24 protein-coding genes are annotated in these 26,312 nt (G+C 61.6%); 14 read left to right on the forward strand and 10 right to left on the reverse strand.

From position 1 onward, the window contains the following. The first annotated feature begins 30 nt into the window (after positions 1-30). On the forward strand, positions 31-483 hold the full coding sequence (locus tag HW556_RS09580) for a GNAT family N-acetyltransferase (protein ID WP_176899803.1): 453 nt from the start codon (positions 31-33) through the stop codon (positions 481-483). Between the two features lie 54 nt (positions 484-537). Further along, entirely contained in the window at positions 538-2,199 is a 1,662-nt protein-coding gene (locus tag HW556_RS09585) for a M28 family peptidase (protein WP_176899804.1), read from the forward strand. 87 nt (positions 2,200-2,286) lie between these two features. On the opposite strand, the gene HW556_RS09590 is transcribed toward HW556_RS09585, so the two are convergent. Continuing rightward, entirely contained in the window at positions 2,287-4,740 is a 2,454-nt protein-coding gene (locus tag HW556_RS09590; RefSeq protein WP_176899805.1) for a S9 family peptidase, read from the reverse strand. Positions 4,741-4,812: 72 nt separating this feature from the next. After that, positions 4,813-5,058: a hypothetical protein gene (locus tag HW556_RS09595; RefSeq protein WP_176899806.1), complete on the reverse strand. Its 246-nt coding sequence runs from the start codon at positions 5,056-5,058 to the stop codon at positions 4,813-4,815. A gap of 131 nt (positions 5,059-5,189) precedes the next feature. Here HW556_RS09595 and HW556_RS09600 point away from each other — a divergent pair, with 131 nt between their 5' ends. Next, positions 5,190-6,539 carry a YfcC family protein gene (locus tag HW556_RS09600; protein WP_176899807.1) on the forward strand — a complete coding sequence of 450 codons (1,350 nt, stop codon included), beginning with the start codon at positions 5,190-5,192 and terminating at the stop codon, positions 6,537-6,539. 162 nt (positions 6,540-6,701) lie between these two features. On the opposite strand, the gene HW556_RS09605 is transcribed toward HW556_RS09600, so the two are convergent. Then, positions 6,702-7,091: a DUF6960 family protein gene (locus tag HW556_RS09605; RefSeq protein WP_176899808.1), complete on the reverse strand. Its 390-nt coding sequence runs from the start codon at positions 7,089-7,091 to the stop codon at positions 6,702-6,704. Positions 7,092-7,266: 175 nt separating this feature from the next. Between HW556_RS09605 and HW556_RS09610 the strand changes: the two genes are divergently transcribed. The 9 genes from HW556_RS09610 to trpS all read left to right on the forward strand — a co-directional run bounded on the left by HW556_RS09610 (position 7,267) and on the right by trpS (position 16,802). Further along, entirely contained in the window at positions 7,267-9,126 is a 1,860-nt protein-coding gene (locus HW556_RS09610) for an alpha-amylase family glycosyl hydrolase (RefSeq protein ID WP_246289593.1), read from the forward strand. Between the two features lie 190 nt (positions 9,127-9,316). After that, positions 9,317-11,176: a glycosyltransferase gene (locus tag HW556_RS09615; RefSeq protein WP_176899809.1), complete on the forward strand. Its 1,860-nt coding sequence runs from the start codon at positions 9,317-9,319 to the stop codon at positions 11,174-11,176. 185 nt (positions 11,177-11,361) lie between these two features. Further along, complete coding sequence (locus tag HW556_RS09620; RefSeq protein ID WP_176899810.1) at positions 11,362-11,877, forward strand: hypothetical protein; 516 nt, start codon at positions 11,362-11,364, stop codon at positions 11,875-11,877. Between the two features lie 54 nt (positions 11,878-11,931). After that, on the forward strand, positions 11,932-12,762 hold the full coding sequence (locus HW556_RS09625) for a DUF4198 domain-containing protein (protein WP_176899811.1): 831 nt from the start codon (positions 11,932-11,934) through the stop codon (positions 12,760-12,762). 101 nt (positions 12,763-12,863) lie between these two features. Continuing rightward, the gene (locus tag HW556_RS09630) at positions 12,864-13,238 is read left to right on the forward strand and encodes an STAS domain-containing protein (protein ID WP_019947928.1); all 375 of its coding nucleotides are present in this window, start codon (positions 12,864-12,866) and stop codon (positions 13,236-13,238) included. A 111-nt stretch (positions 13,239-13,349) separates the two neighbouring features. After that, the gene (locus HW556_RS09635; protein WP_176899812.1) at positions 13,350-14,267 is read left to right on the forward strand and encodes a ribonuclease Z; all 918 of its coding nucleotides are present in this window, start codon (positions 13,350-13,352) and stop codon (positions 14,265-14,267) included. A 169-nt stretch (positions 14,268-14,436) separates the two neighbouring features. Then, the gene (locus tag HW556_RS09640) at positions 14,437-15,189 is read left to right on the forward strand and encodes a queuosine precursor transporter (protein ID WP_176899813.1); all 753 of its coding nucleotides are present in this window, start codon (positions 14,437-14,439) and stop codon (positions 15,187-15,189) included. Positions 15,190-15,236: 47 nt separating this feature from the next. After that, on the forward strand, positions 15,237-15,815 hold the full coding sequence (locus HW556_RS09645) for a hypothetical protein (RefSeq protein ID WP_176899814.1): 579 nt from the start codon (positions 15,237-15,239) through the stop codon (positions 15,813-15,815). A gap of 9 nt (positions 15,816-15,824) precedes the next feature. Next, positions 15,825-16,802: a tryptophan--tRNA ligase gene (trpS, locus tag HW556_RS09650; protein ID WP_176899815.1), complete on the forward strand. Its 978-nt coding sequence runs from the start codon at positions 15,825-15,827 to the stop codon at positions 16,800-16,802. Positions 16,803-16,915: 113 nt separating this feature from the next. On the opposite strand, the gene HW556_RS09655 is transcribed toward trpS, so the two are convergent. The 5 genes from HW556_RS09655 to HW556_RS09675 all read right to left on the reverse strand — a co-directional run bounded on the left by HW556_RS09655 (position 16,916) and on the right by HW556_RS09675 (position 21,069). Continuing rightward, positions 16,916-17,773 (reverse strand): hypothetical protein, encoded by an 858-nt coding sequence (locus HW556_RS09655; protein ID WP_176899816.1) that lies wholly within the window; start codon positions 17,771-17,773, stop codon positions 16,916-16,918. A 214-nt stretch (positions 17,774-17,987) separates the two neighbouring features. Then, positions 17,988-19,106 carry a CaiB/BaiF CoA transferase family protein gene (locus HW556_RS09660; RefSeq protein ID WP_317170505.1) on the reverse strand — a complete coding sequence of 373 codons (1,119 nt, stop codon included), beginning with the start codon at positions 19,104-19,106 and terminating at the stop codon, positions 17,988-17,990. A gap of 165 nt (positions 19,107-19,271) precedes the next feature. Further along, positions 19,272-19,967, reverse strand: a complete 696-nt coding sequence (locus tag HW556_RS09665) for an ATP-binding cassette domain-containing protein (RefSeq protein ID WP_176899817.1) — start codon at positions 19,965-19,967, stop codon at positions 19,272-19,274. Continuing rightward, entirely contained in the window at positions 19,967-20,287 is a 321-nt protein-coding gene (locus HW556_RS09670; protein ID WP_176899818.1) for a hypothetical protein, read from the reverse strand. The genes HW556_RS09665 and HW556_RS09670 overlap by 1 nt, the downstream gene beginning before the upstream one ends. 47 nt (positions 20,288-20,334) lie before the next feature. After that, the gene (locus tag HW556_RS09675) at positions 20,335-21,069 is read right to left on the reverse strand and encodes a class I SAM-dependent methyltransferase (RefSeq protein ID WP_176899819.1); all 735 of its coding nucleotides are present in this window, start codon (positions 21,067-21,069) and stop codon (positions 20,335-20,337) included. Between the two features lie 155 nt (positions 21,070-21,224). Between HW556_RS09675 and HW556_RS09680 the strand changes: the two genes are divergently transcribed. After that, positions 21,225-22,241: a Gfo/Idh/MocA family protein gene (locus HW556_RS09680; protein ID WP_176899820.1), complete on the forward strand. Its 1,017-nt coding sequence runs from the start codon at positions 21,225-21,227 to the stop codon at positions 22,239-22,241. 48 nt (positions 22,242-22,289) lie between these two features. Here HW556_RS09680 and HW556_RS09685 read toward each other — a convergent pair whose 3' ends face one another. Together HW556_RS09685 and HW556_RS09690 are read right to left on the reverse strand one after the other, a co-directional pair. Continuing rightward, a complete protein-coding gene (locus tag HW556_RS09685; protein WP_176899821.1) occupies positions 22,290-23,408 on the reverse strand; it encodes a porin in 1,119 nt (372 codons plus the stop codon). Between the two features lie 112 nt (positions 23,409-23,520). Further along, a complete protein-coding gene (locus tag HW556_RS09690; RefSeq protein ID WP_176899822.1) occupies positions 23,521-24,654 on the reverse strand; it encodes a TlpA disulfide reductase family protein in 1,134 nt (377 codons plus the stop codon). Between the two features lie 274 nt (positions 24,655-24,928). Between HW556_RS09690 and HW556_RS09695 the strand changes: the two genes are divergently transcribed. Next, the coding region (locus tag HW556_RS09695; protein ID WP_246289597.1) for a DEAD/DEAH box helicase at positions 24,929-26,312 on the forward strand (1,384 nt) is incomplete at its 3' end.

A 26,312-nucleotide genomic window follows, 5' to 3' on the forward strand; every position in this document is an offset into this window, starting at 1 on the left:
CTTGCCGGGCCGTCGTCCTACCTTTGCCCCATGCCCCTTACCTGGACCCTCAAGCCCTTCGCCGACCTGACCACCACTGAGCTGTACGCGCTGCTGCAGCTACGCTCCGAAGTATTCGTGGTGGAACAAACCTGCCCGTTTCAGGACATCGACGGGCTCGACCAGACTGCCTGGCACCTGCTGGGCCACGCCCCAGGTGGCCGCGAGCTGGCCGCCTACGCCCGGCTGTTCGGGCCCGGCATAGCCTTCCCCGAGGCCAGCATCGGGCGGGTGGTGAGCAGCCCCCGCCACCGCCGTACCGGCCTGGGCCGCGAGTTGATGAGCGAGGCGCTGGCCGGCGTAGAGCGCCAGTTCGGCCGCCAGCCCATCCAGATTGGGGCCCAGCTGTACCTGCAAGAGTTCTACGAGAGCTTCGGCTTCCGGCAGGTGGGCGAAGGATATCTGGAAGACGACATTCCGCATATTCATATGGTGCGGGGGTAGGTATAAACTGGCCTTTGCGGGTTCAGCAAGAACTTTTCGGCGTATGTTAGCCCGATGAAGTTCCCAACCCTGCTGCCCGTTCTGCTGCTGCCCGCTTTTGGGGCCGCCGCCCAAACAACTTCCCCCGCCGCGCTCAACCTGCCCAAGCCGGTGCGCCGGGCCCTGGCTCAGGTGCGGCCCGAGGCCATGCGGGCCCATGTAGCCTACCTGGCCGACGACCGGCTGCTGGGTCGCAAGCCCGGCACGCCCGGCTACCAGCTGGCCGTCGATTATGTGGTGGCCCAACTGAAAGAACGAGGCGTGGAGCCGGCCGGCGAAAACGGCGGCTTTACGCAGCGCGTACGCCTGCGCCGGGCCACCGTGCGGCCGGGGGCCAGCGCTAGCTACCAGTCGGGCACCGGTGCGGCCGGGTTGCCGCTCGATGCCATCAGCCTGCTGCCCCACCCCGAGCAGCCTACCGCCCAACTGCCGGCCACCGGCCTCGTATTTGCGGGCTATGGTATCTCGGCTCCCCAGCAGAACTACGACGATTACCAGGGCCTTGACGCCCGCGGCAAAGTAGTGGTCGTATTGCGCGGGGCTCCGCCCGCCTTCCCAAGCACCGTGGCCGCCGCCAGCCAGGACCAGACCCAAATCGTGCGTACGGCCGCGGCCCACGGGGCGGTGGGCGTGCTGTTCGCCACGTTGCGGGCCGCGCCGGGCGGTCCGGCACGGCTGGCTTCGAGCACCAGCGTACTGGGGGCCGATGGAAAAGTAGCCGCCGCCCGGGGCTTCGTGAGCGGACCCGCCGGGGTGGCCCTCACCGGCACACTTTCGGCGGCCGGCCTGCAAAGCCTGCTGCGCGCCGCCGCCTCCGATACGGCCCAAATCATGCCGCGCTTGCGTGCCAGTCAGCCCGCGCCGCTGGCGCTGCCCGGTACGCTTTCGGCCCGCTGGGAATCAGCTTACCAGGATTTCGACTCCTATAATGTAGTGGGCAAAATCACGGGCTCCGCCCCCCAGCTGCGCGATGAGTACGTGGTGCACTCGGCCCACCTCGACCACTTGGGCGTGGGTGCGCCGGTACGCGGCGACTCTATTTACAACGGCGCCCACGACAACGCGACGGGCGTAGCTTCGGTGCTCGAAATTGCCGGCGTTTACTCGCGCCTCAAGCAGAAGCCCGCTCGCAGCATCCTGTTCGTGCTGCAAACCGGCGAGGAGCTGGGCCTGCTGGGCTCGGCCTACTTCGCGGCCCGGCCCACCGTGCCCGCCGCCAGCCTCGTGGCCAACGTGAATACCGATATGCCCACCCTGATTGCACCGCTGCTGTCGGTGGTGCCGCTGGGGGCCCAGCACTCCACGCTGGCCGGGCCGGTGGCTCAGGCGGCGGCCTACCTCCAGCTGACTATCGAAGATGACCCCGAGCCAGAGCAGAACCGCTTCATCCGCTCCGACCAGTACAGCTTCGTGGCCCAGGGCATTCCGGCGCTGCACCTCAAGTATGGCAACCGCACACCCGACGGCCGCAACAACCTCAGCGAGCAGGTAAAGCAGTGGCGCGCCCTCACCTACCACAAGCCCCAGGACGACATGAGCGGCACCTTCGATTTCGAGGCCGGCCGCATCTACCTCCAACTCAACTTCCTGGTCGGCTATCTGGTGGCCCGGAACCCCGAGCGCCCCCGCTGGAACCCCGGCGACTATTTCGGCCAGCAGTTCGGAGGACAGAAATAACGGCGGATTTCAGCCTCAAGCTACTTCAACGCAAAACGGCCTCGCCCACACTGTGGACGAGGCCGTTTTGGTACGGGTTGCGCGGCGCTATTTCGATTCGGCACCTACCTGGCCGACCGACTTTTCGGTGCCGGCGGCGGGGGCGTTTTTCACGAACTTGTCGAGCCAGCTGTTCATCTCCCAGAGCATGTGCAGCAGCGACTCCTTGGCCGTGTAGCCGTGGCTTTCGTAGGGCAGCAGCACCAAGCGGGTGCTGGCGCCGAAGCTTTTGAGGGCCGTGTAGTACCGCTCCGACTGCATGGGGAAGGTGCCAGTGTTGTTGTCGGCCTCGCCGTGAATGAGCAGCAACGGGGTCTTCATCTTGTCGGCATTCTGGAAGGGCGACATGGTGCTGTACACCTCCGGGGCCTGCCAGTAGGTGCGCTGCTCGTTCTGGAAGCCGAAAGGCGTAAGCGTGCGGTTGTAGGCGCCGCTGCGGGCAATGCCAGCCCGGAACAACTTGCTGTACGAGAGCAGGTTGGCCGTCATGAAGGCGCCGTAGGAGTGGCCGCCCACGCCTACGCGGTTGGCATCAACCACGCCGCGGCGTACGCCCTCCTCAATGGCAGCTTGGGCACTCGACACGAGCTGCTGCACGTAGCTGTCGTTGGGCTCCTTGCTGCCCTCGCCCACAATCGGGATGCTGGCATTATCGAGCACGGCGTAGCCCATCGTGGCAAAAGCGGCCGCGCCCCAGTAGCTGATGCGGTTGAACTGGTAGGGTGAGCCGTTGACCTGGCCGGCGGCGGCGGCACTCTTGAACTCGGCCGGGTAGGCCCACAAGAAGGTGGGCAGCGGGCCGTCGGATTTCTTGTAGCCCGCCGGCAGATACAGCATAGCCGTCAGCTCCACGCCATCGGCGCGTTTGTAGCGGATTTGCTCTTTCTGGATGCCTTTGAGCTGCGGGTACGGGTGCGGAAAGTTGGTCACGCGCTGGGGCGCGCTGCGCTTGGCCAAGTTGCGGATGTAGTAGTTCGGGTTTTCATCGGGCTGCTCCTGGGTGGTGAGCAGCACGCGCTTTTTGGCGTCGAGCACGGCCACGGGCCGTTCGAAACGTGGGGCCTGGGAGCGCCACAGCTCCTTGCTCTGGCCGGTGTTCAGGTTGAGCACGCTCACAAAGGGCCGGTCGCCGGTGCTGGAGGCCCCCGTACCATTCAGCATCAGCAGTTCACCGTTGGGCAGCAGGTTGAGCACGTCGCGGCCGTACTGGTTGCGGCGGGTGTCGGGCTGGCCGGGGTCGGAGTAGCGGTCCTCGTACGAGCGGTCGAACAGCACGCGGGTCTGGCCGGTGCGCGGGTTCACTACTTTGGTCAGGCTCTTGCGCGACTGCCACCACCGTTCGGAGGCCAGGGCTACGTTCTCATTGCCCCACTCGAAGCCGCCGAAACGGTACTGGGCCGCGTAGATTTCCTTGGGCGAGCCGGTAAATGGCGCATCGAGGGCAAAAACCTTGTCGCGGATGTCAGCTTTCTGCTTGGGGTCGCCCTTATCCTGCGCCTCGGTGTAGTACACGGTGGCCGGCACATCGGTGCGCCAGTTGTAGTCGCGGGGGCCGGTGGGGGCACCGTCGGGGCTGTAGGGCACGTTTTCCTGAGCGGGCGTGTCGGAGAGCGTTTTCACCAGAGTGCCATCGATGCCGAACACGTCGGTACGCAGCGGGAATCGGTACACCGGCACGAGGTAGGAAAATGGCGCGTGCACTGTTTCCGTCAGCACAAAGCGCCCATCGGGCGAAGCCTGCGCTCCGGTAATGATACCCGGCTGTCCGATGGCTTTGGTCTGACCGTCGAGACCCAGCCGCATCACCTGGGCCGTAGCGTAGTAGTTGAACTGGGCTTCATCAGACGGGTTCTTGAGCAAATCCTGGTAGGTGGGCGCCTGGCCCGAGCGGCCGAGGTTCTGCTGCACCGTGGGGCCGGTGGGTACCCGGCCGGGGGCCGGGGCGGCCCCGCGGCCAGCCGGAATGGCGCGCACGATGAATCCCTGGCCATCGGGCAGCCAGTTATAGGGCGTGCCCAGCACGGCATTCAGGGCCACGCTGCCCACGCGCCGGGCCGCGCCCGTCGCTACGTCGGCCACGTACAGCTCAATGCCGCTGTCGGTGGTATTAGTGAAGGCGATTTTGGTTTCATCGGGCGACCATTGCACATAGCTGAGTTGCGCCTCGGCGGGCAGACCAGTTACGGCCGTTTCGGTGCCATTAGGCAGCTTTTTCAGCTTAAGGCCGGTCAGGTACTGGGCCCGGCTGGGGCCGGTAGTGGCGGGATTAAGCCGCACGCCCGCCAGCCGCAGCTCGGGCTGCGAGAGTTCGGCAATGGTGGGGTTGGCAGCCCGCTCCAGAATCACCATGTACTGGCCTTTCGAGTCCACGCTCACGCCCGGCGTGGGCGCTACGGTCACGAGGTCGGCCAAGGCCTTGGGGGGCGTTTGATAGGTGGCGGCGTCCTGAGCCAGCAGGGCGTGGGAGCTGAGCAGCAGCAGCCCCAGTAGTAATTTTTTCATACCGAATTGCATGGAGTGGGAAGCCGTGAAGTTCGGTTAAAATGCGCGGAAAGCAAACCCCATCCCCGGCTGCTACCAGTCGCGGGGTAGCCGGATGGCGGGCAGGTAGTCGCGCAGGCCGGCCGGGTGGCGAAAGAGGTGGATGAAGAGCAAGTGCTCGTTATCGTACTCGCACCACTGCTCGGCGTAGAAATCGGCCACCGCAAACAGTTGCAGCCGGAAGCTGTCTTCGCGCCGCTCGGCCAGCAGCCGGCCGTGCCCAGTCAGGTATTCCTGCTGGCGAAACATGTTCAGCGCTTTAAACTCGGCGTATTTCATGGCGGGGCAAAGGTACGGGGTGATGAGGTGATGGGGAGAACTGAGGAAGTGAACCTGTCTGTCATCCTGAGCGGAGCGAAGGACCTTGTCACGTCACAACGGTTCGTTCCAACACCCCCTACCTTCGCGGCATGAAAACGATTCGCTTTCCGCACCCGCTGGTATTGTTGGTGGGCTTTATTCTGCTGGCCTGCGCGCTGAGCTACGTGCTACCGGCCGGCGTGTTCGAGCGCATCCCCGATGCCGCCACCGGCCGCGACGTGGTGGTACCCGGCTCCTATCACCGCGTGCCGGCCACGCCGGTCAGCCCGCTACAGGCGCTGGTAGCGGTTCCGAAAGGACTGGTAGATGCGGCGGCCGTGATTTTCCTGGTGTTCCTGGCCGGCGGGGCCTTCACCGTGGTCGACCTGACGGGCGCGTTGCGCCGGGGCGTGGACTGGCTGCTGGAGAAATTCCGGGGGCGCGAGGCAGTAGTGATTCCTATTATTTCGGTGCTGTTTGCCACCATGGGCGCGCTGGAGAACATGCAGGAGGAAATCGTGCCGCTGGTGCCGGTGCTGCTGATTCTGATGCGCCGCATCGGCTACCCGGTGGTAACGGCCGCCGCCGTGAGCATCGGCTCGGCGGCCGTGGGCGCGGCGTTTAGTCCGCTCAACCCGTTTCAGGTGGGTATTGCCCAGAAGCTGGCGCAACTGCCGCTGCTGTCGGGCGGCGGCTTCCGGCTGGTGTTCCTGCTACTGGCTCTCACTATCTGGATTGGTGGCACGGTGCGCTTCGCCCAGCGCCACCGCATAACGCCCGAAACCAGCGAGCAGGCCGACCCAAATGGTACGCTGGTAATAGGCCGCAACCACGGCCTGGTGCTGGCGCTATTGCTGAGTGGCTTCGCGTTTTTCGCCTACGGGGTACTCAAGCTGGGGTGGGATTTCGAGCAGATGGCTGCCCTTTTCTTCACGATGGGCGTAGTGGCCGGCCTCGTGGGCGGCTTAGGCCTCACCGGCACCGCCGAGGGCTTCATTGCCGGCTTCCGCGACATTGCCTTTTCGGCGTTGCTGATTGGGTTTGCCCGCGCCATTTTCGTAGTGCTGGAGCAGGGCCAGATAGTCGATACCATCGTCAACGGCCTCTCGGCGCCGCTGGCCGGGCTGCCCGCCTGGGTGGCGGCCTTGGGCATGATGGGCGTCCACACCGCCCTGCACTTGCCGGTACCCTCCGTCAGCGGCCAGGCCGTGTTAACGATGCCGCTGCTCGTGCCCCTCTCCGACCTGATCGGCCTCTCGCGCCAGGTTACGGTGCTGGCCTACCAGTACGGCGCCGGCCTCTGCGAGCTGATAACACCCACCAACGGCGCGCTGGTAGCCATCGTAGCGGCCTGCGGGGTGCGGTTCGATGAGTGGTGGAAGTTCGCCTTCCCCCTCTACTTGCTGCTGCTGGCCCTGGGCGCGGTAGCCGTAGTAATCGGCATTGCAGTAGGCGTGTAAGTTGCCAGTAAAAAGAACGTCATGCTGAGCGCAGCAGAGCGTAGTCGAAGCATCTCTACCGCTTCGTTGTGCTGCAAACTCAACGACAGAATTAGCATTGCGGTAGAGATGCTTCGACTTCGGCTCTGCCTTCGCTCAACATGACAGGTCTTGAACTCACCGCTACTCCCCCATCAGTTCCGCTGCCTCAAACACGCGTTGGATTTTGCGCTTTTTCTCGACTACCTGAAACTGAAACGCGTCGGCGCGCTCGTCAAAATAAACGTCGGAAATGAGGCCCTGGTGGGCGGGTGGGGCGCTGGTTTTCACCTGGTCGCCGAAGCTGAACGGCGGTTTGCGGTAAAGTTCTTTGAACAGCTCGGCGCTGACGTAGAACTGCTGCTCATCGTAGCGGATGATGATCCAGGCGTCGGTTTCGTCGATTTTCTCGAACACTTTGCCCAGCGGCTCCAGCCACTCGAAGGAGCGGCGGTTGGCGGGGTGAATGTAGGAGTAGCCGTATTCGGGAGTCCAGCCATAGAGGCCAAACACCACGGGTTTGGGTCGGGGCACAGCGTCAGGAGTTAGAATTGAAGATATAGAGGGCCCTTATAACCAGTGCCGGGGCACACGGGTTTCCGGCAAAGCTACGCGCCCAGCCGGGCCGGCCAGCAACTTTCCCCCAACCAGCACAGTAAAGAAGCTCCTGCCGCCCCGCTTTCCGGTGGCGGCTTTTCCGATGTTTTTTATGCCAGTACCCGCTACCACCACCCCTGTTTCCACTCCGGCCATCCCCACCTCTACTGCCCTTTCTGCTCCCATTGTGAAAGGTGGTATGGGTGCCCGGCCCCGCGCCGGCGGCACCACGTTTCGGGTGTGGGCGCCGGCTGCTACCGCCGTATCCCTGGTGGGCCCGTTCAACGACTGGAACGCTAATACCCACCCACTCACCTCCGAAGATGAAGGCTACTGGGCCGCCGACTTTGCTGACCTTGGCCCCGGCACCGAGTACAAGTTCCACCTGCTAACGCCCCACGGCGAGCAAACCAAAAACGACCCCTACGCCCGTCAGGTAACCCATTCGGCCGGCAACTCAGTGGTGGTCGACCCCAATTTCGACTGGGAAGATGATGCGTTTCAGATGCCGGCCTGGAACGAGCTGGTGATTTACGAGCTGCACATCGGCACGTTCTACGCCCCCGACCCCGCACGGCCCGGCACCTTCTACGACGCCATCGAAAAGCTTGACCACCTGCGCGACCTGGGTATCAACGCCGTGGAAATTATGCCCGCGGCGGCCTTTCCGGGCAAGCTGAGCTGGGGCTACAATCCTGCTCACCCCTTCGCTATTGATGGCGACTACGGCGGGCCGACGGGCTTTCAGGAGTTCATCAAGCAGGCCCACCGCCGCGGTATTGCCGTGATTCTGGACGTGGTGTACAACCACTTCGGACCCGGCGACCTGGACTTATGGCAGTTTGATGGCTGGCAGGAAAACGACGGCGGCGGCATCTACTTCTACAACGACTGGCGCGCCGAAACGCCCTGGGGCCACAATCGCCCCGATTACGGCCGCGAAGCCGTGCGCCGCTACATCTGCGACAACGTGCTCATGTGGCTCGAAGACTACCACCTAGACGGGTTGCGTTGCGACGCCATTGCCCACATCCGCAACGTAACCGGCACCACCGACCCCACCCACGACCTGCCCGACGGCTGGAGCCTGATGCGCTGGATAAACGAGGAGGTGCGCGCCCGCATGCCTTGGAAAATCATGATTGCCGAGGATTTGTTGGGCGACGACTACATCACCCGCGCCCCCGAAGAGGGTGGCCAGGGCTTTTCGAGCCAGTGGGATGCGCGCTTCGTTTACCCCATCCGCGACGCGCTGACTGCACCCGACGACGCTAACCGGAACATGGCCGCCGTGGCCGAGGCCGTGCTGCACCGCTACAACGGCGAGTCGTTCCAACGAGTGGTGTATACCGAAAGTCACGACGAAGTGGCCAACGGCAAGGCCCGGGTGCCCGAGGAAATAATGCCCGGCGCGGCGGCCTCCTGGTATCCTAAAAAACGCTCGACCCTGGGGGCGGCCCTGATGCTCACGGTGCCCGGCATCCCCATGATTTTTCAGGGCCAGACCATGCTGACCGACGGTTCCTTTTCCGACGACCAACCTCTCGACTGGGCCCGCGCTGAGGAGCACGCCGGACTGGTGCATTTATATAAGGACCTCATTGCCCTGCGCCGCAACTTCGCGGGCCACACCCGCGGCTTGGTGGGCCAGCATGTCGAAGTGCACCACCTCAACGACGAGCAGAAGGTGCTGGCCTTCATCCGCCGCGACCAGGGCGGGCCGGGCGACACCACGGTAATCCTATGCAACTTCGCCGACCAGAGCCACGACAGCTACCGCATTGGTTTGCCCCGCTCGGGCCGCTGGCACGTGCGCTTCAACTCCGATTGGGAAGGCTACGACCACGAGTTCGGCAATTTCGAAAGCGTGGACTGTGAGGCCGAAGCCGGCATCTACGACGACCAGCCCTTCCACGGCACCTTCGGCCTGGCCCCGTACTCAGTTCTGGTACTGTCGCAGGAGCCAGAATAGTTTGGCGCTATTCGAGTTAGCCGGAATGATGTAGAGGCGCAATATTTTGCGTCTCTGCATTGAACAGTAATGCGAAATGGTCAACGTCAGCATCGACGAGACGCAAAATATTGCGCCTCTGCGCTGTTCTGGCAGGAGTTTTTAGCTCCCGACTTGTAGCTTGTAGCTCCAAACCCACCCTCTGCCGCCAATGCCCACTTCCTCGTTTGTCCCCGCCCCTGCCTCTGTTGCTGCCACTGTTGCCGATACTCTACTGGTGGAGGTGGCCTGGGAGGTCTGCAACCAGGTGGGCGGTATTTACACCGTTATCCGCAGCAAAGTGCCCGCCACCCGGCAGGTATGGGGCGGGCAATACTGCCTGCTGGGTCCCTACTTTCCGCAGCAGGCCCAGGGCGAGTTTGAGCCCGACGACGAGCAGCTGACTTCTTCCGACGACCCGTTTGGCCGGGCCGTGGCGGCCATGCGGGCGCTGGGCTACAGCGTGCAGCTGGGCACCTGGCTTGTAACGGGCCGCCCCCGCGTGGTGCTCATCGACCCGTTTCAGGCGTACCCGCGGCTTGATGCTATTAAGGCCGACCTCTGGGAGCACCACGGCCTGCCCATGCCCGCCGCCGACGACCTGCTGCATCAGGTAGCGGCTTTCGGGGAGCTGGCGAAGGTGTTTCTGCAGCTGCTGGCCGCCGAAACCGCACCACCCCAGCGGCTGATTGCCCATTTTCACGAGTGGATGACGGGGGTGGCCATTCCAGCGTTGCGCCGCGAGCAGGTGCCGGTGCATCTGGTATTCACCACCCACGCCACGCTGCTGGGTCGCTACCTGGCCATGAACGACCCCAACTTCTACGACCACCTTATGCAGGTGGACTGGCTGGCGGAGGCCCGGCGCTTCAACATCGAGGCGGCCGTGACGATGGAGCGCGCCGCTGCCCACGGGGCGCACGTGTTCACGACGGTGAGCGAGCTGACGGTGCGCGAGTGCATTTACCTGCTCGACCGGATTCCGGACGCCGTGCTGCCCAACGGCCTCAACATCGAGCGGTTTGTGGCCCTCCACGAGTTCCAGAACCTGCATCAGCAGTACAAGGCCAAGATTCACGAGTTTGTGATGGCCCACTTCTTCCAGAGCTATTCCTTCGACCTCGACAAGACGCTGTACCTGTTTACGAGCGGGCGCTACGAATACCACAACAAGGGCTTCGACCTGACGCTGGAGGCGCTGGCCCGGCTCAACTACCGCCTGCAGCAAAGTGGGCTGGAGGGCAACGTAGTGATGTTCTTCATCACCAAGCGGCCCTTTACCAGCATCAATCCGCAGGTGCTGCAGAGCCGGGCCGTGCTGGAGGAAGTGCGCGAAACCTGCGAGGCCATTGAGCGGCAGGTGGGCGAGCGGCTGTTCTACGCCGCCGCCGCCTCCGACGACAACCGCCTGCCCGACCTGAGCACTATGGTGGACGACTACTGGCGCCTGCGCTACCGCCGCACCCTGCAAAGCTGGAAAACCAGCGCCCTGCCCCCCGTCATCACCCACAACCTCGTCGACGACCAGAACGACGACATCCTCGACTTCTTGCGCCGCGCCGACCTGGTAAACAACCAGCACGACCGGGTAAAAATCGTGTACCACCCCGATTTTGTGTCGCCTACCTCGCCGCTGTTCGGCATGGAGTACGGCCAGTTTGTGCGCGGCTGCCACCTAGGCGTTTTCCCGAGCTACTACGAGCCCTGGGGCTACACGCCCCTGGAGTGCGTGGCCCGCGGCGTGCCGGCCATTACCTCCGACCTATCGGGCTTCGGTGACTACGTGCTGCAGAACGTGCCGGCCCACATCGAGCAGGGCATTTTTGTAGTGCATCGCCAGGAAAAAAGCTTCGACGAGGCCGCTGAGGAGCTCACCGATATGCTCTGGGAATTTGTGCAGCTCAACCGCCGCGAGCGAATCATGCAGCGCAATAACGTGGAAAGCTCGGCCGAAATGTTCGACTGGAAAAATCTGCGCGTGTACTACGACCACGCCTACCAACTGGCCCTGGAGCGCGGTGGGTTCACATAACGAGTAGGGAATTAGAGTATCTAATTTTGGTGCTTTTCAGGCTAATCTGCCGTGGCCCTTAGCCTGCGGATTGGCCTGAAAAGTATATGACACTCATTCAGTATATTTCATTTATAGCGTGGCAGTATAATCTCACCAAATAATTATCCTTTTTTTGCGAATCTTTTATTTCAGCGTTACCTCCCATGACTACTCGTGACCTATTCATTATCATCCTGAGGATTATTGGACTGTTCTTCTTCAAGGATTTAGTAATAAGCTCAGCAGGGGTTATGCCTTTGCTTAGTTCATTTGGTTTAACTGACGATCCTTCACTGAGGCTAATGGCTTTAATGTCAGTAGTGGTAGGTATAGGAATATATATCGTTCTATTATATTTCTTTATCTATCGAGCCGAATGGTTGGTAGATAAGTTGCGTCTTACTGAAGGAATCCCGAACGTACTACCCTTGGCAATACACCGCTCTACGGTATTAAGTATTGCTATTGTCGTTATAGGTGGTTTAATATTATCTACCGAAATCCCAAACTTATGTCGCTTGTTATTCATGTATGCACAGGAGCGAAATATTGGCGAAAGGAATTCTGATATTTCGGACTATTTATTACTCACGATTGTAAAAGCAGTAATAGGGGTCATTTTAATTAACAAGCAGCGGCAACTTGTTGCTTTTATTGAGGCGCGGCGCAAGCATTTGTAGGCCCAGAAGCCTTGCTACCGATGCAGACATTCCCGCTCCTACTTACCTTACCCCATGAAACGCGCCCTTCCGGTTCTGCTGCTGCTGACGGCCGCCACGGCAGGTCTGGCCCACGAATTCTGGGTGGAGCCGGTACGTTTTGTAGTGGCACCGGGCACGAGCGTACACCTGCGGCGGTTTTCGGGCGAAGATTTTCTGGGTGAGGCCTGGACCGGCCGCAGCGCCCGGCTGATTTTGTTCCGTCACTACTCGCCCGGCGTGGCTTCCACCGATTTGCTGGCCGCCGCCACGGCCGCCGATACCATCCAAAGCACCGTAACGTTACGCCAGCCCGGCACCCACCTTGTGGCCCTGGCCACCAACAATGCCCTTATTACGCTGGAGGCTGAAAAATTTTCGGCTTACCTGCATGAAGAAGGCCTCGACAACGTGCTGGCCCTACGCGAACAGCGGGGCCAAACCAGCCAGCCCGGCCGCGAAGCTTACCGGCGCTGCGCCAAAACGCTGGTGCAGGCCGGCACCCTCTCTCCCACCGATACCGCCCGTGCCTGGGCCCGGCCCGTAGGCCTGCCGCTGGAGCTAGTGCCCGAGCAAAACCCCTACACGCTGGGCCCCGACGCCCCGCTTACGGTGCGCGTGCTGCGGGCCGGTCAGCCGGTGGCGGGCCAACTAGTGCTGTTGTGGCGGCGCGGTGCCCAGCCCCGGGCGCTGCTGCAAAAACTTCGCAGCAACCAAAATGGTCGGGTGTTGTTACATTTGTCCGGCCCTGGCCAGTACCTCGTCAGCACTGTGCGCATGGAAAGCGCGCCGGCTGCTACCGGGGCCGACTGGCAGAGTACGTGGAGCACGTTGACTTTCGGGGTGGCGGGGAAAGCCCGGCGCTAACCCCGGTAGTCAGCTTTTTCGGCATCCATTCCGGATTTACGCCCAACGGCTTTTTTTGCTACCTTCGCAATTACTCCCCAATAACCGAACCGACCTGCGGTATGAAGTACTCCATCGATAAAAAAGAAACCTACACTATCATCACCATTGATGAGAAAAAGCTCGACACTACAGTTGCGCCCGATCTGAAATCGGAATTCGTAAAGCTGAATGCGGAGGGCATCAACAACCTGATTCTGGATCTGAGCAACGTAAAATACACCGATTCGTCGGGCCTGAGCTCCATTCTGATTGCCAACCGCCTGTGCAACTCGACCGGTGGCCTGCTGGTGATGACCGGCCTGCAGGACCACGTGATGAAGCTCATCACCATCAGCAAGCTCGAATCGGTGCTGCATATTCTGCCCACCGTAGAGGAAGGTATCGACCGCATCTTCCTGCACGCCATCGAGCGCGACCTCACCAGCAAGGAGTAATTTTTTGGCTATAAGCTATAAGCTGCAAGCTGCAAGCCTTCGTTCTGCCGACTCGTTCTCAGAACCAAAGCTTGCAGCTTGCAGCTTATGGCTTGTAGCCGTATTCACCCTATGGAGTTTGAGCTGAAAATCCTCGGCAGCGCCTCGGCCACCCCGTTTCTCGACCGCCACCACACGGCTCAGGTGCTGAACGTGAACGGCATGCCCTACCTCATCGACTGCGGCGAGGGCACCCAGCGGCGGCTGCTGGAGTACAAGCTGCGGCCCCAGCGGCTACAGAACATCTTCATCAGCCACCTGCACGGCGACCATTTTTTTGGGCTGTTCGGGCTGCTGGGCACTATGAACCTGACCGGCCGGACCGAGCCGCTGCATCTTTTCGGTCCGGCCGGCCTCGACGAAATCCTGACCACCCAGTTCCGGCACTCGCACACTCACCTCAACTTTACGCTCGAATTCACGGCCGTCGATACCACCGAGCACCGGCTTATTTTCGAGGATAAGAACCTGACGGTGCATTCGCTGCCCATGCGCCACCGCATTCCGTGCTGTGGCTACCTATTCCGCGAAAAGCCCAAGCGCCGCCGGCTGCTGGCCGGGCAGCTGCCCGCCGGCCTTACGCCCGCCCAACTCACGGCCCTCACGCTGGGCGAAGATGTGCGCGACGAATCCGGCCAGGTGCTGGCCCTGAACGCGGCCGTTACCACCGAGCCCAAACGCGCCCGCAGCTACGCCTTCTGCTCCGATACGCTCTACACCGAAACACTGTCGGAGTTGGTGCACGGTGTAGATCTGCTTTATCACGAAGCCACATTTCTGGACGATATGCGCGAGCGGGCCGCCACTACCCACCACAGCACCGCCCGCCAGGCAGGTTTGCTGGCTCGCCGCGCCGAAGTGCAGCGCCTGCTTATCGGCCACTTCAGCAGCCGCTACCGCGACTTGGAGCCGCTGCTGGCCGAGGCCCGCACCCAGTTCCCCTGGACCAGCCTGGCCGTGGAAGGCAGCACGTTTTCGGTGGCCGAGTAAGGGGAGAAAGCCGTCGCAATCAGAAAAAGCCCGTCATGCTGAGCGCAGCTAAAGCATCTGTACAGCTTTGCTGGGTTACCATTACAACGAAGCGGTAGAGATGCTTCGGCTGCGCTCAGCATGACGGGCTGCTTTGCTTTCCATCTTCTTCGTTCCCTCCTGCACCCCCATGCCCGCTAAGACTTTCGCGCACAAAAAACAACAGCTCTACCTCGTGCTCAGCGGTATTTTTATCGTGAATGCGCTGCTGGCCGAAATTATCGGGGTGAAGATTTTTTCGGTGGACAAGCTGATAGGGCTGCCCGGCAACCTCACGGCGGGCGTCATCATCTGGCCCGTGGTATTCATCACCACCGACATCATCAACGAGTACTTCGGGCGCGAAGGCGTGCTGCGCGTGAGCTTCCTCACGGTGGGGCTGATACTGTACGCCTTCCTCGTGATTTTGGCAACTACCGAGCTGCCGCCGGCCCAGTTCTGGCTCGATGTAAACCGCACCGATTCGCAGGGGCGGCCGTTCAACATCGACTTCGCCTACCAAAGCATTTTCCGGCAGGGCCTGGGCATCATTATCGGCTCGCTCGTGGCCTTTGTTATCGGGCAGGTGCTCGATGCCAGCATCTTCCAATGGTTCCGGCGCGTGGCGGGCGGGCGCTACGTCTGGCTGCGGGCCACCGGCTCCACGCTCGTTTCGCAGCTCGTCGATTCGGTGGTCGTGCTGTTCGTGGCCTTCTACGTGTTCGGCAACTGGACGCTGAACCAAGTGCTGGAAGTGGCCAACACCAATTACTGGTATAAATTTGCGGCGGCCGTACTGCTCACGCCCCTGCTCTACCTTGCCCACTACCTCATCGACCGATATCTAGGTCGCGAGGAAACGGAGGTGCTACAGGAGCAGGCGGAGGCCGATGTTAGCGTGTAAACACGACATACTTCACTTATTTCTTTCACCTTTTTAACGTTCCTAGTATGCGCATCTTTTACTTGCTGTTCTTCATCTTTTTACTTCCTGAATTCTGCTTCGCACAGCGCGATTTCACGGCGGGCACCTACAAATTACAGAACGGCACTACAAACCAAGGTCAGCTCAGATACACCTCGGGTTCGGGGGCCGAGTTGATTGTAAAAGATGGTAAAAAGAAGTTGACTTTCCCGCCCGAAGCAGTTGAATATTTCCAAGTGGGAGAAAAGCATTTCGTGCCCGTAGCGGATTTCGTGCTTGATAACGGCGTGCCAATGATGCCAAAAGTGCGAATCAAGCATGATTTTGCCGAGGTGGTAGATACTGGCCGAGTGGAGTTGCTGCGTTATTCCTTTCCAACTTCAAATATGAAAATGCCTATGCAGGGTGTCGTATATGCTGAGGCGGCGCTTATTCGCCGCCGTGGGGAACCGTTGCAGTGCATTCCAATCATCCAGAAGAAGGCGAAACCCATTATTGCTTCCTGCCTAAAAGACCGGCCTGATTTAATAGCTCGTTTGAATAAGGAAAAATACACCGTTGAAAACATCCGGGCTATCATTCAGGCATACAACTCCGCGCAGTAACCCCCAACTATGTCCCGCATCCTCACCGGCATCCAGAGCACCGGCCGTCCTCATTTAGGCAACCTGCTCGGCGCCATTTTGCCCGCCATCGAGTTGTCGCAGAACCCGGCCAACGACTCGCTGTATTTCATTGCCGATCTGCACTCGCTCACGACGGTGCGTAACCCAGAGCTGCTGCGCGAAAACACCTATGCCGTGGCCGCCGCTTGGCTGGCCTGTGGTTTCGACACCAATAAAAACCTGTTCTACCGGCAGTCGGATGTGCCGCAGGTAACGGAGCTGACCTGGTACCTGAGCTGCTTCACGCCCTACCCGATGCTGGCCAACGCGCATAGCTTCAAGGACAAGAGCGACCGGCTGAGCGACGTGAATGCGGGCCTTTTCACTTACCCCGTGCTCATGGCCGCCGACATCCTGCTCTACGACGCCGACATCGTGCCCGTGGGTAAAGATCAGGTGCAGCACCTCGAAATTGCCCGCGACATTGCCCAGGCCTTCAATAGCCGTTACGGCGAAACCTTCGTGCTGCCCCGGCCGCGCGTAGATGAGCAGGTGATGCTGGTGCCCGGCGTCGATGGCCAGAAGATGAGCAAGAGCTACGGCAACACCATCGACATTTTCGTGGACGATAAAACGCTGCTCAAAACCATCAAAACCATCGTTTCGGACAGCACCCCGCTCGAAGCGCCCAAAAACCCCGATACCGACACCACTTTTAAGCTGTTCTCGCTGCTGGCCGATGAATCCCAGGTGGCCGAAATGCGCCAGAACTACCTCAATGGCGGCTACGGCTACGGCCATGCCAAGCAGGCGCTGTTCGAGCTCATCCGCACCCGCTTCGCTCAGGAGCGCGAGCAGTTTACCTTCTACAGCCAGAACCTGCCCGAAGTGGATAAAAAGCTGGCTGAAGGCGCCCGCAAAGCCCAGGCTTATGGCTCGGGAGTGCTCAATAAAGTGCGCGAGAAAGCCGGCTACTCCCAACGGTAGCAGCCCATCTGCCACACCCTGACAGCAACAAAGGACCTGCCCGGAAGCCGCTCAATTAAGTGAGTGGCCACCGGGCAGGTCCTTTCCGTTTCTCAGGAAATGCAGGAGCCGTTTTAATACGGCAGGCCGTCGATATTCTGGATTTTCTGCTGGCTACCGAAGCTGAACCCGACCTTGCTGCCACGGCTGACCTGCTGGTTTTCGAGCTTCTGCTTGACGGTGATTTTCTGGATGTCCGTCATGGGTGGGGCAATCAGGTCGTTGTTGACGGCTGCAATCATGGCGCTTTCCACAAACAGGCGTAGCGCGTCTTCCGTCACAGCGTTATCCGACATGTCGTTGTTGGGTAGTTCGAGCTGCTGCACACCCTCGAGGTAATAGTGCTGGTCGATGTTGATGAGCAGGCGACCCACCAGATAGCCGGGGTCGTTGAGACGCTGGTATTTAATGCTGTCGGCCATAAAGTTATAGGCCATAATATGGCCAAAAAACCGTCGCCGGAAGTCCTCCTCCACGTATTTGGTGGGCATGGGGCCGTAATCGTCGGGAAAAGTAACGATGTTGGAGTGCAGCACAAACACCAGCAAATCGCCGCTGAAGCGGATGTGAAACTCCATCTCATTAACAGGCCGGTACTCAATCATCACCGACGCATCGACGGCCGCTACCTTGCTGCTGAGCTCTTCGACCAACTGCTGCGACGCCTGCCGTAGCAGTTCGAAGGTTGATTGTGTCTGGCGGTAGATTGCCTGCTTAGCCGAGGATTTTTGCCGCAGCCCCTCAAAAATCTGATTGAGGCGGTCGGCGGGGGCGGCAGCCGGGTCGCCGGGGACCGGGGCCTCGGCCCCGTCGGTGTTGGGCGCACTGGTCAGGCTGGCATCGGCCGTTGTGCGAATGGGCAGGCGGGCGCTGGTAGGCGGTGGACCCGGGGAGCGGGTGAGCTTGGTGGGGCGGGAAATTTCGTCGTCCATGCAGCAGATAAAAGTTGAGGCGCGACTGAAAGCGCGGATGAAAATCAAGTGGGAATGTCCTACTTACGCAAAATCCATGATTCGTGGTGCAGCCGAACTACCAATCAACCCACGAAGCAATGTTCGGTAAGCTACCCGTCCGAATCAGGCTATTGGCGTGATGCAGGCTTTTTCTCCGGCTCTATGATCATGCCAGAACGTGCGCCAATGGCATTTACTTGCCGCCTAGCACCGGTGGCCCCGCCAGCGCAGCCGCTACGGGCCAGGTGCTGCTGCGGAAAGCCACCGTGCGCAGGCCCGGGTGCGGAAAAGCAGCCGTGATCGGCAGCAGCATGGCGCGGGCCGTGGGTTGACTCAGCGCCTCGCCTACCGCGCGCACGGCCCCGGCCGGTACAGTTCGCTTTTCCAGCTCTTTCAGCAACTCCGCGCCACTTACCTCCGCAATGCGCTGGCGCAACAGCTCCTCCAGCTCGTGGCGGTGAACTACACGGGCGGGGTTGGTGCTGAAGCGCGCATCGGTGGCCCAGGCCGGCCGGGCCAGCACGGCGCAAAGCTGGCGGAACTGCCCGTCGGAGCCCACGGCCAGCAGCAGTTGAGTGCCATCGGCGGCCGTATACACAGTGCCATAGGGCACGATGCTGGGATGGCCCGAGCCCAGCGGCTGCGGCTCTTGGCCCGTTACCAGCCAGGTGGCGGCCTGATTGGCCAGCGAAGCTAGGGCGCTGTCGTGCAGCGACACTTCGAGCAACGCCCCGCGGCCGGTTCGCTCGCGCTGGTACAGGGCCAGCAGCAGGGCTTCCTTAAGCTGATGGGCCGTGAGCAGGTCGATGAGGGCCACCGGCATTTTCTGGGGTGGCTGGCCCGGGCCGGCAGCATTCAGGTGCATAAACCCGGTTTCGGCCTGCAGCACGGCATCGTAGCCGGCGCGGGCGCTATCGGGCCCGTAGCCGGTAATAGAGCCGTAAAGCAGCCGCGGGTTCAGGGCCGAAAGCGTGGCATAATCGGCTCCTAGCTTCTCAGCGTCGCCGGGCTTGTAGGATGTCAGCACGATGTCGGCCCCGGCAACCAGCGCGTGCAGCTCGGCCTGACCAGTGGCGCAGGCCAAGTCGAGCACCCGGCTGGTTTTGCCCCAGTTAGCGGCGCTGAAATAAGCCGTAACCGGGGCATCGGGCGCTTCGGCGGCCGTGCGCCAGGTGCGGGTTATGTCGCCGGTCGGGGCTTCAATCTTGAGCACTTCGGCCCCCAACTCAGCCAGAAATTGGCCCACCTGGGGTCCGGCCAGCACCGAGGCCAGCTCCAGCACGCGCAGGCCATGTAGCGGAAGATCCGTCACTTTTCAGGGATTAGGGATTTGGGAGCGAACGTCATTCTGAGTGTAGCCGGAGGCGAAACCGAAGAATCTCTACTGCAATGGTAATCATAGCGGCGGCAACGAAGCAGTAGATATTCTTCGACCACGCTTAGAATGACGTGCTTTTCCCCTTTCTTCCATCCCTCTCTAACCGCTAATATACCCCCGGTTGCGTAGGCCCTCGCGGGGGTTGGCCAGCAGTTCCAGGCGACCGTCGTGCAGCAGGTACACCACGTCGCAGAGGGCCAGCACTTCCTCGTAGCGGTGGTCGGTGAGCAGCAGTCCTTTGCGCGTCTTCAGGTGGCTCATCACCTCGGCCAGGGTTTCGAGGTGCACGGGCATTACGCCGGTGAAGGGCTCATCGAGCAGCGTGAATTGGGTGTTGGCGTGCAGCAGCAACAGCACTTCCACAAGCCGCGCGGTGCCGCCCGACAGCTCGCCGGCCCGCTGGTTTTTTTGAGCCAACAGTTCCGGGAAGTTGCGTAGCGCCGCAGCGGCATCGACTTCGAGCAGCCTGGCAGCAGCGGCCACCGTGAGCTGGGACGGCAGCAGCGGCACCTGGGGCAGGTAGTTGAGCAGGCCCAGTTGGCGGTAGGCCGGCACCACCCGCCGCCCGTTCACGCGTACCGAGGCATCGGCCACCGGCCGGGCCCCGAATACGGTTTGGAGCAGCGTGGATTTGCCGCAGCCGTTGCGACCCAGCAGGCCCACTACCTGCCCGGTTTGCACCCGCAGGTACACATCCGATAGCAGCACCCGGTTGCCAAGCTTGAGTTGGATACCGTCGGCTTCGAGTACGTGCGGCGCACCGGGTGCGGGCACAGAAGTAGCACAGGCAGGCATCAGGCGGCTAGTTGGTGTATGAGCCCGACCAGCATGGCGAAGCCTACCGTGTCGAACACCACCAGCGGTGCCCACAACTGCCATTGGGCCAGGTGCAGGTTGCGGTAGAACCAGTGCTGATCGGGCCACGTGCGCTGCCCTACGTACCAGATCAGCGGAAAAGTGCTCAGCTTCATCAGCACGACGCTTGCGTTCAGCGGCAGTGGCCAGTTGCCAAACAGCACGGCCGAGCCCAGAATCAGCCCCGAGCCCAGGCTGGTGAGCGGCAACAGCCGCTGGTAAAACAGGCCTACCGCCCGGCGGTAAACAGCAAAATTCATGTGGTATTGTAAAGGGAATCCAGGGTGCTAACGGCCGATACCCCCTTTTATTCCCTTACTCCCAAACGCCCGAATATCGGAAACGTAATCGTCTGCTCGACTGGGCCCCACAGGCGCGTCAGCTCCGGAGCCAGCGCATCTACCGGGTTGTGGCCGTGCTGCTGCTGGTATTTCACCACGCTGCTCCAGGTGCGTAGGTAGTTCAAGAACCACTCGGCCGACAACTGCCGCTCATAAGCCAGCTCCAAGGTTTCAACCTGCGCAAACGGAAACAGCAAGCGGGCGTACCGCTCATGGATGTGGTGGCGGTGGGCGTCCCAGTATGGCCCCATCGTATCATCATTAAACTTGCGCAGCAGCGGGTCAAGCTCAGTGCTGATAGTGGGCAGATCGTAGCCCCATTCGGCCAGCACGCCGCCGGGCCGCAGCACCCGCCGGGCTTCCTCGATAAAGGCCTCGGGTTCCAGCCAATGCACGGCCTGGGCCACGGTTATCAAATCAAAGCTCGCATCCGAAAAAGGTGTGCTTTCGGCCGGACTGATTTGATAGTCCACGTTGGGCAGCGCCGGGGCCTCGGCCAGCTGGGCCGCGCTGATATCGGTGGCCGCCACCCGCCCAAAATGCCCGGCCAGCGCGGCCGCTACCTGCCCGTTGCCGGTGGCGCAGTCCCAGGCGCGGGCGCGGCCCGGTACCCGCGGCAGCAGCCACGCGTACAGTTCCGGCGGGTAGCTGATGCGGTAGTGGGCGTACAGTTTGGCCTGAGCAGAGAATCGGTCGAGCATAGCTTAGTTGCTGGTTGCCGGTAAAGAACGTCATTCAACGCGAAGCGAAGAATCTCACGTGCTGATGTTGCAAAGAGTCTCCACGACAACACGCGAGGTTCTTCGCTTCGCGCTGAATGACGTTCTTTTGCGAACAACGAGCTTCAGCCAACGCCATGTCCAACCCCATCCAAACCGGCCTACTGGCCTATGGTATGTCGGGCCGTGTCTTCCACGCGCCCTTTCTGCATGCTAGCCCGCATTTCGCATTGCGGGCCGTGGTGGAACGCAGCCGCCAAATGGCCGCCAACACATACCCCGACATCAGCAGCTACAATACGGTGGCTGGTTTGCTGGCCGACGATGCGTTGGAACTAGTGGTGGTGAATACGCCCAACGACATGCATTTTGCGCTGGCCCGACAGGCGTTGCGGGCCGGCAAGCACGTGCTCATCGAAAAGCCCGTAGCTACCACCGTGGCCGAGTTGGAGGAGCTGCTGGCCCTGGCCGGGCAGCAACAGCGACACCTGTTGGCTTACCAGAACCGCCGCTGGGATTCCGACTTCCAACTGGTGCGCCAGGTAGTGGAAAGCGGCCGGCTGGGCCGTCTCACAGAGGTACATTTCCGCTTCGACAGGTACAAGCTGGCCCTCAACCCCAAGCAGTTCAAAGAGGACCCCGCCGCGGCTGGCAGCGGCCTCAGCTTCGACCTCGGCCCCCACGTGCTCGACCAAGCCCTGAGCCTGTTCGGCCGGCCGCTGCGCCATCATTTCAGTCGCGCCAGCCACCGCCCCGGGTCGCGGGTCGACGATTACTTCCACGCCCACCTACACTACCCCGCGGGCCTGCACGTATTCGTGGCCGGCTCGCTGCTAACGGCCGCCCCCGGCCCGGCCTATGTGCTGCACGGCACGCTGGGCAGCTTCCAGAAAAACCGCGCCGATGTGCAGGAAAGCCAATTGATAGCGGGCCTCTCCCCCACCGCCGCCAGCTACGGCCACGAGCCCGCCGGGGCCGAAGGGGTACTCACACTGGCCACCGAGCCGGGCCAGTTCAGTACCGAGCGGCTGGCAGCCCCAGCCGGCAACTACATCGGCTTGTTCGAGGCCGTGTACCAGACCATTCGTCACGGCCAGCCTTTCCCGGTGCGCGCAGAAGAACTGAGCTGGCAGCTGGAGATTTTGGCGATGTAAATAGTTGTGGCGCGAAAACCTGTTTCGCGCTGCAATTAGTACGCCCTCTTAAAACGAGAGCGAGATGCTGCTGGTGAGGTTGCCGTAGTGTTTGGAGGGGCGGCCGTTGCGGTCAGTCAGAAAGTCGCGGCCCGAACTGAACTGGCGGCCTTCGAGGCGCACGGCCACGTGCTTGGTGGGCAGGTAGTCGAGGTTGAGCGAGCCAGCCAGCACCTTGAAATCGGGGTCGGTGAGCTGGGGCGTAGCGTTGAGGATGGCTACGCCGTGGTCGGCCGAAAAATACTCGGCCCGGCCGCCGAGGCGCCACTTCTCCGAGAGTTGCACACGGGCCAGGGCCGTGCCGGTGTACCAGGTATCGGCTTTGGCGCCGGCTTCGGGCCGCTCCTGCTTGCCCACGTCGAATACCAGCGCCAGGCTCAGGCGGTCGGAGGCGGCGTAGCGGGCATAAAAATCGTGGAAGTAGCGGCGGCGGCGCACCAGGCCCTCGGGCTGCTCGTTGCCGTAAAAGGTGCTGGAGTTGATGAGCAGCTTGTCGGTGGCCTGCCACTGAATTTGGGTACCCAAGGCCTTAGCCTGGTTGGTTTCGCGGATGTTCTGCCAGCCGTTGAGCACCAGGGCCGTGAGCGTAAGCGTGGGTGCGGCCTCGTAGCTGAACTTGACGCCGGCCTCGTAGTAGGGCGAGCCTTCGGCGGCCAGCGAGCGGGTCAGCGTCCAGTTATCCTTGCTCAGTGCCGACTCGATGCCCATATGGGAGCTGAAGATACCGGCATCAATCCAGGCCTTGCGGAAGGGCCGGAAGCCGGCGTAGGCTTGGTAGATGTTGCGGATAATGGGGTCTTCGGGCGCGTAGTTGGCCGAGGGGTAGGTGCCGGCGTGCAGGCCCACTTCGCCCCGCACCTGGTCGTTGTCGTAGCGCAGGCCAATGAGGCCCTGGTTTACCGTAAACTCGTTTTGGCGGTTGTGCGAGAAGATGAAACCAGGCCGCTCATTGCCGGCCGCGTGCTTGATATCGTAGCCATAATAGGCATCCACAAAGCCATATACGGTAAACGGATTGCCGGGCTGGGTTACGGCCGTGGCGGCCGAATCGGGGGCGGTTTGGGCCTGAGCCGCTACTGGCAGCAGCGCCGGGGCCGCAACCGCCAGTAGCGCGAAAAGGTGCTTCATACGGAATCAACTAGGGCAACGGCTCCGGCCGGGGTGGCACGGAGCGCGGGCCTAAAGAACGCAAAAAGCCGGGCGAAGTTGGGCCAATCCGCCCTGGTCCGATAGTATACCCCTACGGCCGGACATACTGCGCCAGCGCTGCCCGCAATTCTTCACCCTTGAGGTTAATTGCCAGAATTTTCCCGTTGGGGTCAATCAGGAAATTCTGCGGAATACCGGTTACCTGGTACTGCCGGGCGGCCGCGTTTTCCCAGCCCTTCAAGTCCGACACCTGCGCCCAGGGCAGCTGGTCGTCGGCAATGGCCTTCACCCACTTGGCGCGGTTCTTCGCCTCGTCGAGCGATACGCCCAGCACCTCGAAGTTGCGGCCTTTGTACTCGTTGTAGGCTTTGATGACGGCCGGGTTTTCCTGGCGGCAGGGGCCGCACCAGGAGGCCCAGAAATCGACCAGCACATACTTGCCCCGGTAGTCGCGCAACGACACCGTTTTGCCGTCGGGGGTTTGCTGGCTGAAGTCGGGGGCCAGCGCGCCCACGGCCACCGCTTTCAGCCCCTTTACCAGCTCACCATATTTGCGGCCCGCGGCGCTGTTTCTGAGCTCCGGACTCAGCGCTTCGTAGAGTGGGGCCACGGTGGCATACTGGGGCAAATCCATCATCTGCATTCCCTGCAGGGCATCGAGGCTGACCCAGGAATTCGGGTTCATTTTGATGAACGCATACGTGGCATCACCGAACTGCTTGTTAAGTCCTGCAAAGGCAGCCTGCATCCGCTCCTTGAAAGCGGGGCTCTGCCGCTGCGACTCCGGAACCTTCATCGATTCGGCGCCGAAGGCCTGCATGCTGGCAATAGCAGGCTTTAGCGCTTCCCCCAGGCGCAGGTAGTCGGTTGTGTTCGGTCCGCCCTTCATGGTGGCGTGGGCCAGCGAATCGGGGCTGGTAACGGCGATAGTGCCGGGCTCCAGAAACACGCGGGTCCGGTCACCCAACGGCCCATACAGGCTACCCAGGCGGCCACTTTTGCGCAGAATCAGGTCGGCCGTGCTAAGCTCCCCGGTCGTGCCTTTCAACTCGAACGCTCCATTCTTCACTGCGGTCGAATCCAGCACTGTAAGGCCGCGCACGAGGTACACTTTGGCGGGTGCGCTCACCTTGCCGAGCTGGCCTTTAATGGTGTAGGAAAATGGCTGCTGGGCCTGAGCTAGGCCGCTAACTGTGAGTAGCAGGGGAAGTAAGTACTGCTTCATTGGGTTGGGAGATAAAGGGTAAAGCTATGCTGATTGGTAAAGGCTGCTTACAGCGAGCAAGTAACGCTTATTTGGGTCCTGATAATATGCTACCCCTGCCCACAGACAGGCCAAACTGGTTCCGCCCTCAATCCCCTATCTTTGTTAACAGAGTACAAATGCGGTTTGCTGGCCGAAAATGACGGGTCAGCCTTTTTTTCACCCTTAGTTAAGCTGAACCTTGACGTTTCACGAATTCAACCTCCACGACGATTTGCTGGCCGGCATCGACGCCATGAACTACCAGCAGGCCACCCCGATTCAGGAGCAGGCCATCCCCAAAATCCTCGACGGCAAAGACCTGATTGCCTGCGCCCAGACCGGCACCGGCAAAACCGCCGCCTACCTGCTACCCCTGCTCGACAAGATTTCGCACGCCAAGCACGGCACCACCTCCACGCTGGTGCTGGTACCCACCCGCGAGCTGGCCACCCAGATTGATGAGCAGGTAACGGGCTTCGGCTACTTCGTGGAAGCCAGCTCGATTGCCATTTACGGCGGCGGCAAAAGCGAGGGCTGGGAGCAGCAAAAGCGCGCCCTCACCTCGGGGGCCGACATTATCGTGGCCACGCCCGGCCGCCTGATTGCCCACATGCAGATGGGCTACGTGAAGTTCGAGGACCTGAAATACCTGGTGCTCGACGAGGCCGACAAGATGATGGACATGGGCTTCTCCGATGACATCCTCAACATCGTGCGCCAGCTGCCCAAGGTGCGCCAGACGCTGCTGTTCTCGGCCACCATGCCCACCAAAATCCGCGACTTCTCGAAGCAGCTGCTTAATGAGCCCGAGGAAATCCGGCTGGCCGTGAGCAAGCCCGCCGCCGGCATCGACCAGCAGTTCTACATGGCCTTCGACCGCCAGAAAATCTACCTGCTCGAACACATTATCAAAACCCAAGAGGTGCAGAGCATGGTGCTGTTTACGAGCCAGAAAGCGGCCGTCAGCGGCATCGTGCGGGCCATTAACAAGCTGGGCTACGTGGCCCAGGGCATCAGCTCCGACCGCACCCAGGAGGAGCGGGAGCAGATTATGCGCGAGTTCAAAAACAAGCAGTTCCCGATTCTGGTGGCCACCGACGTGCTCAGCCGGGGCATCGATATCGACTCGCTGAGCCACGTGGTGAACTACGACATCCCGCGCGCTGCCGAGGATTACGTCCACCGCATCGGGCGCACGGCCCGGGCCGCCACCAAGGGCACGGCCATCACCTTCATTGCCGACCAAGACCAAGACCGGGTGCTCAAAATCGAGCAGCTCATCGAGCGCGAAGTCGAGAAGCAAAACATCACCGAGGGTCTGGGCCTGGGCGAAGCGCCCGAGTTCGACCCCAAACGCTTCAGCGGCCTACGCGGCAAAATCGGGGGCCGCCCCGAACGCGGCGCCCGCTCCGGCGGCAGCGGCGGCGGCGGTCGTTCCGGCGGCGGAGGCCGCTCGGGGGGCGGCCGCGACGGCGGCGGCGCCCCCCGCTCCGACCGGCGCGGTGACAAGCCCGATGCCGACCAGCAGGCCCGCATTGCCCGCGCCCAGGCCAACCTGGCGGCCCTCGACGCCGGCCAGGCCCCGGCCCAGCCCTACCAGCGCCCGCCCCGCGAAGACCGACCGGAGCGCGACGACC

This window comes from Hymenobacter terrestris, from assembly GCF_013377905.1.
Lineage (GTDB): Bacteria > Bacteroidota > Bacteroidia > Cytophagales > Hymenobacteraceae > Hymenobacter > Hymenobacter terrestris.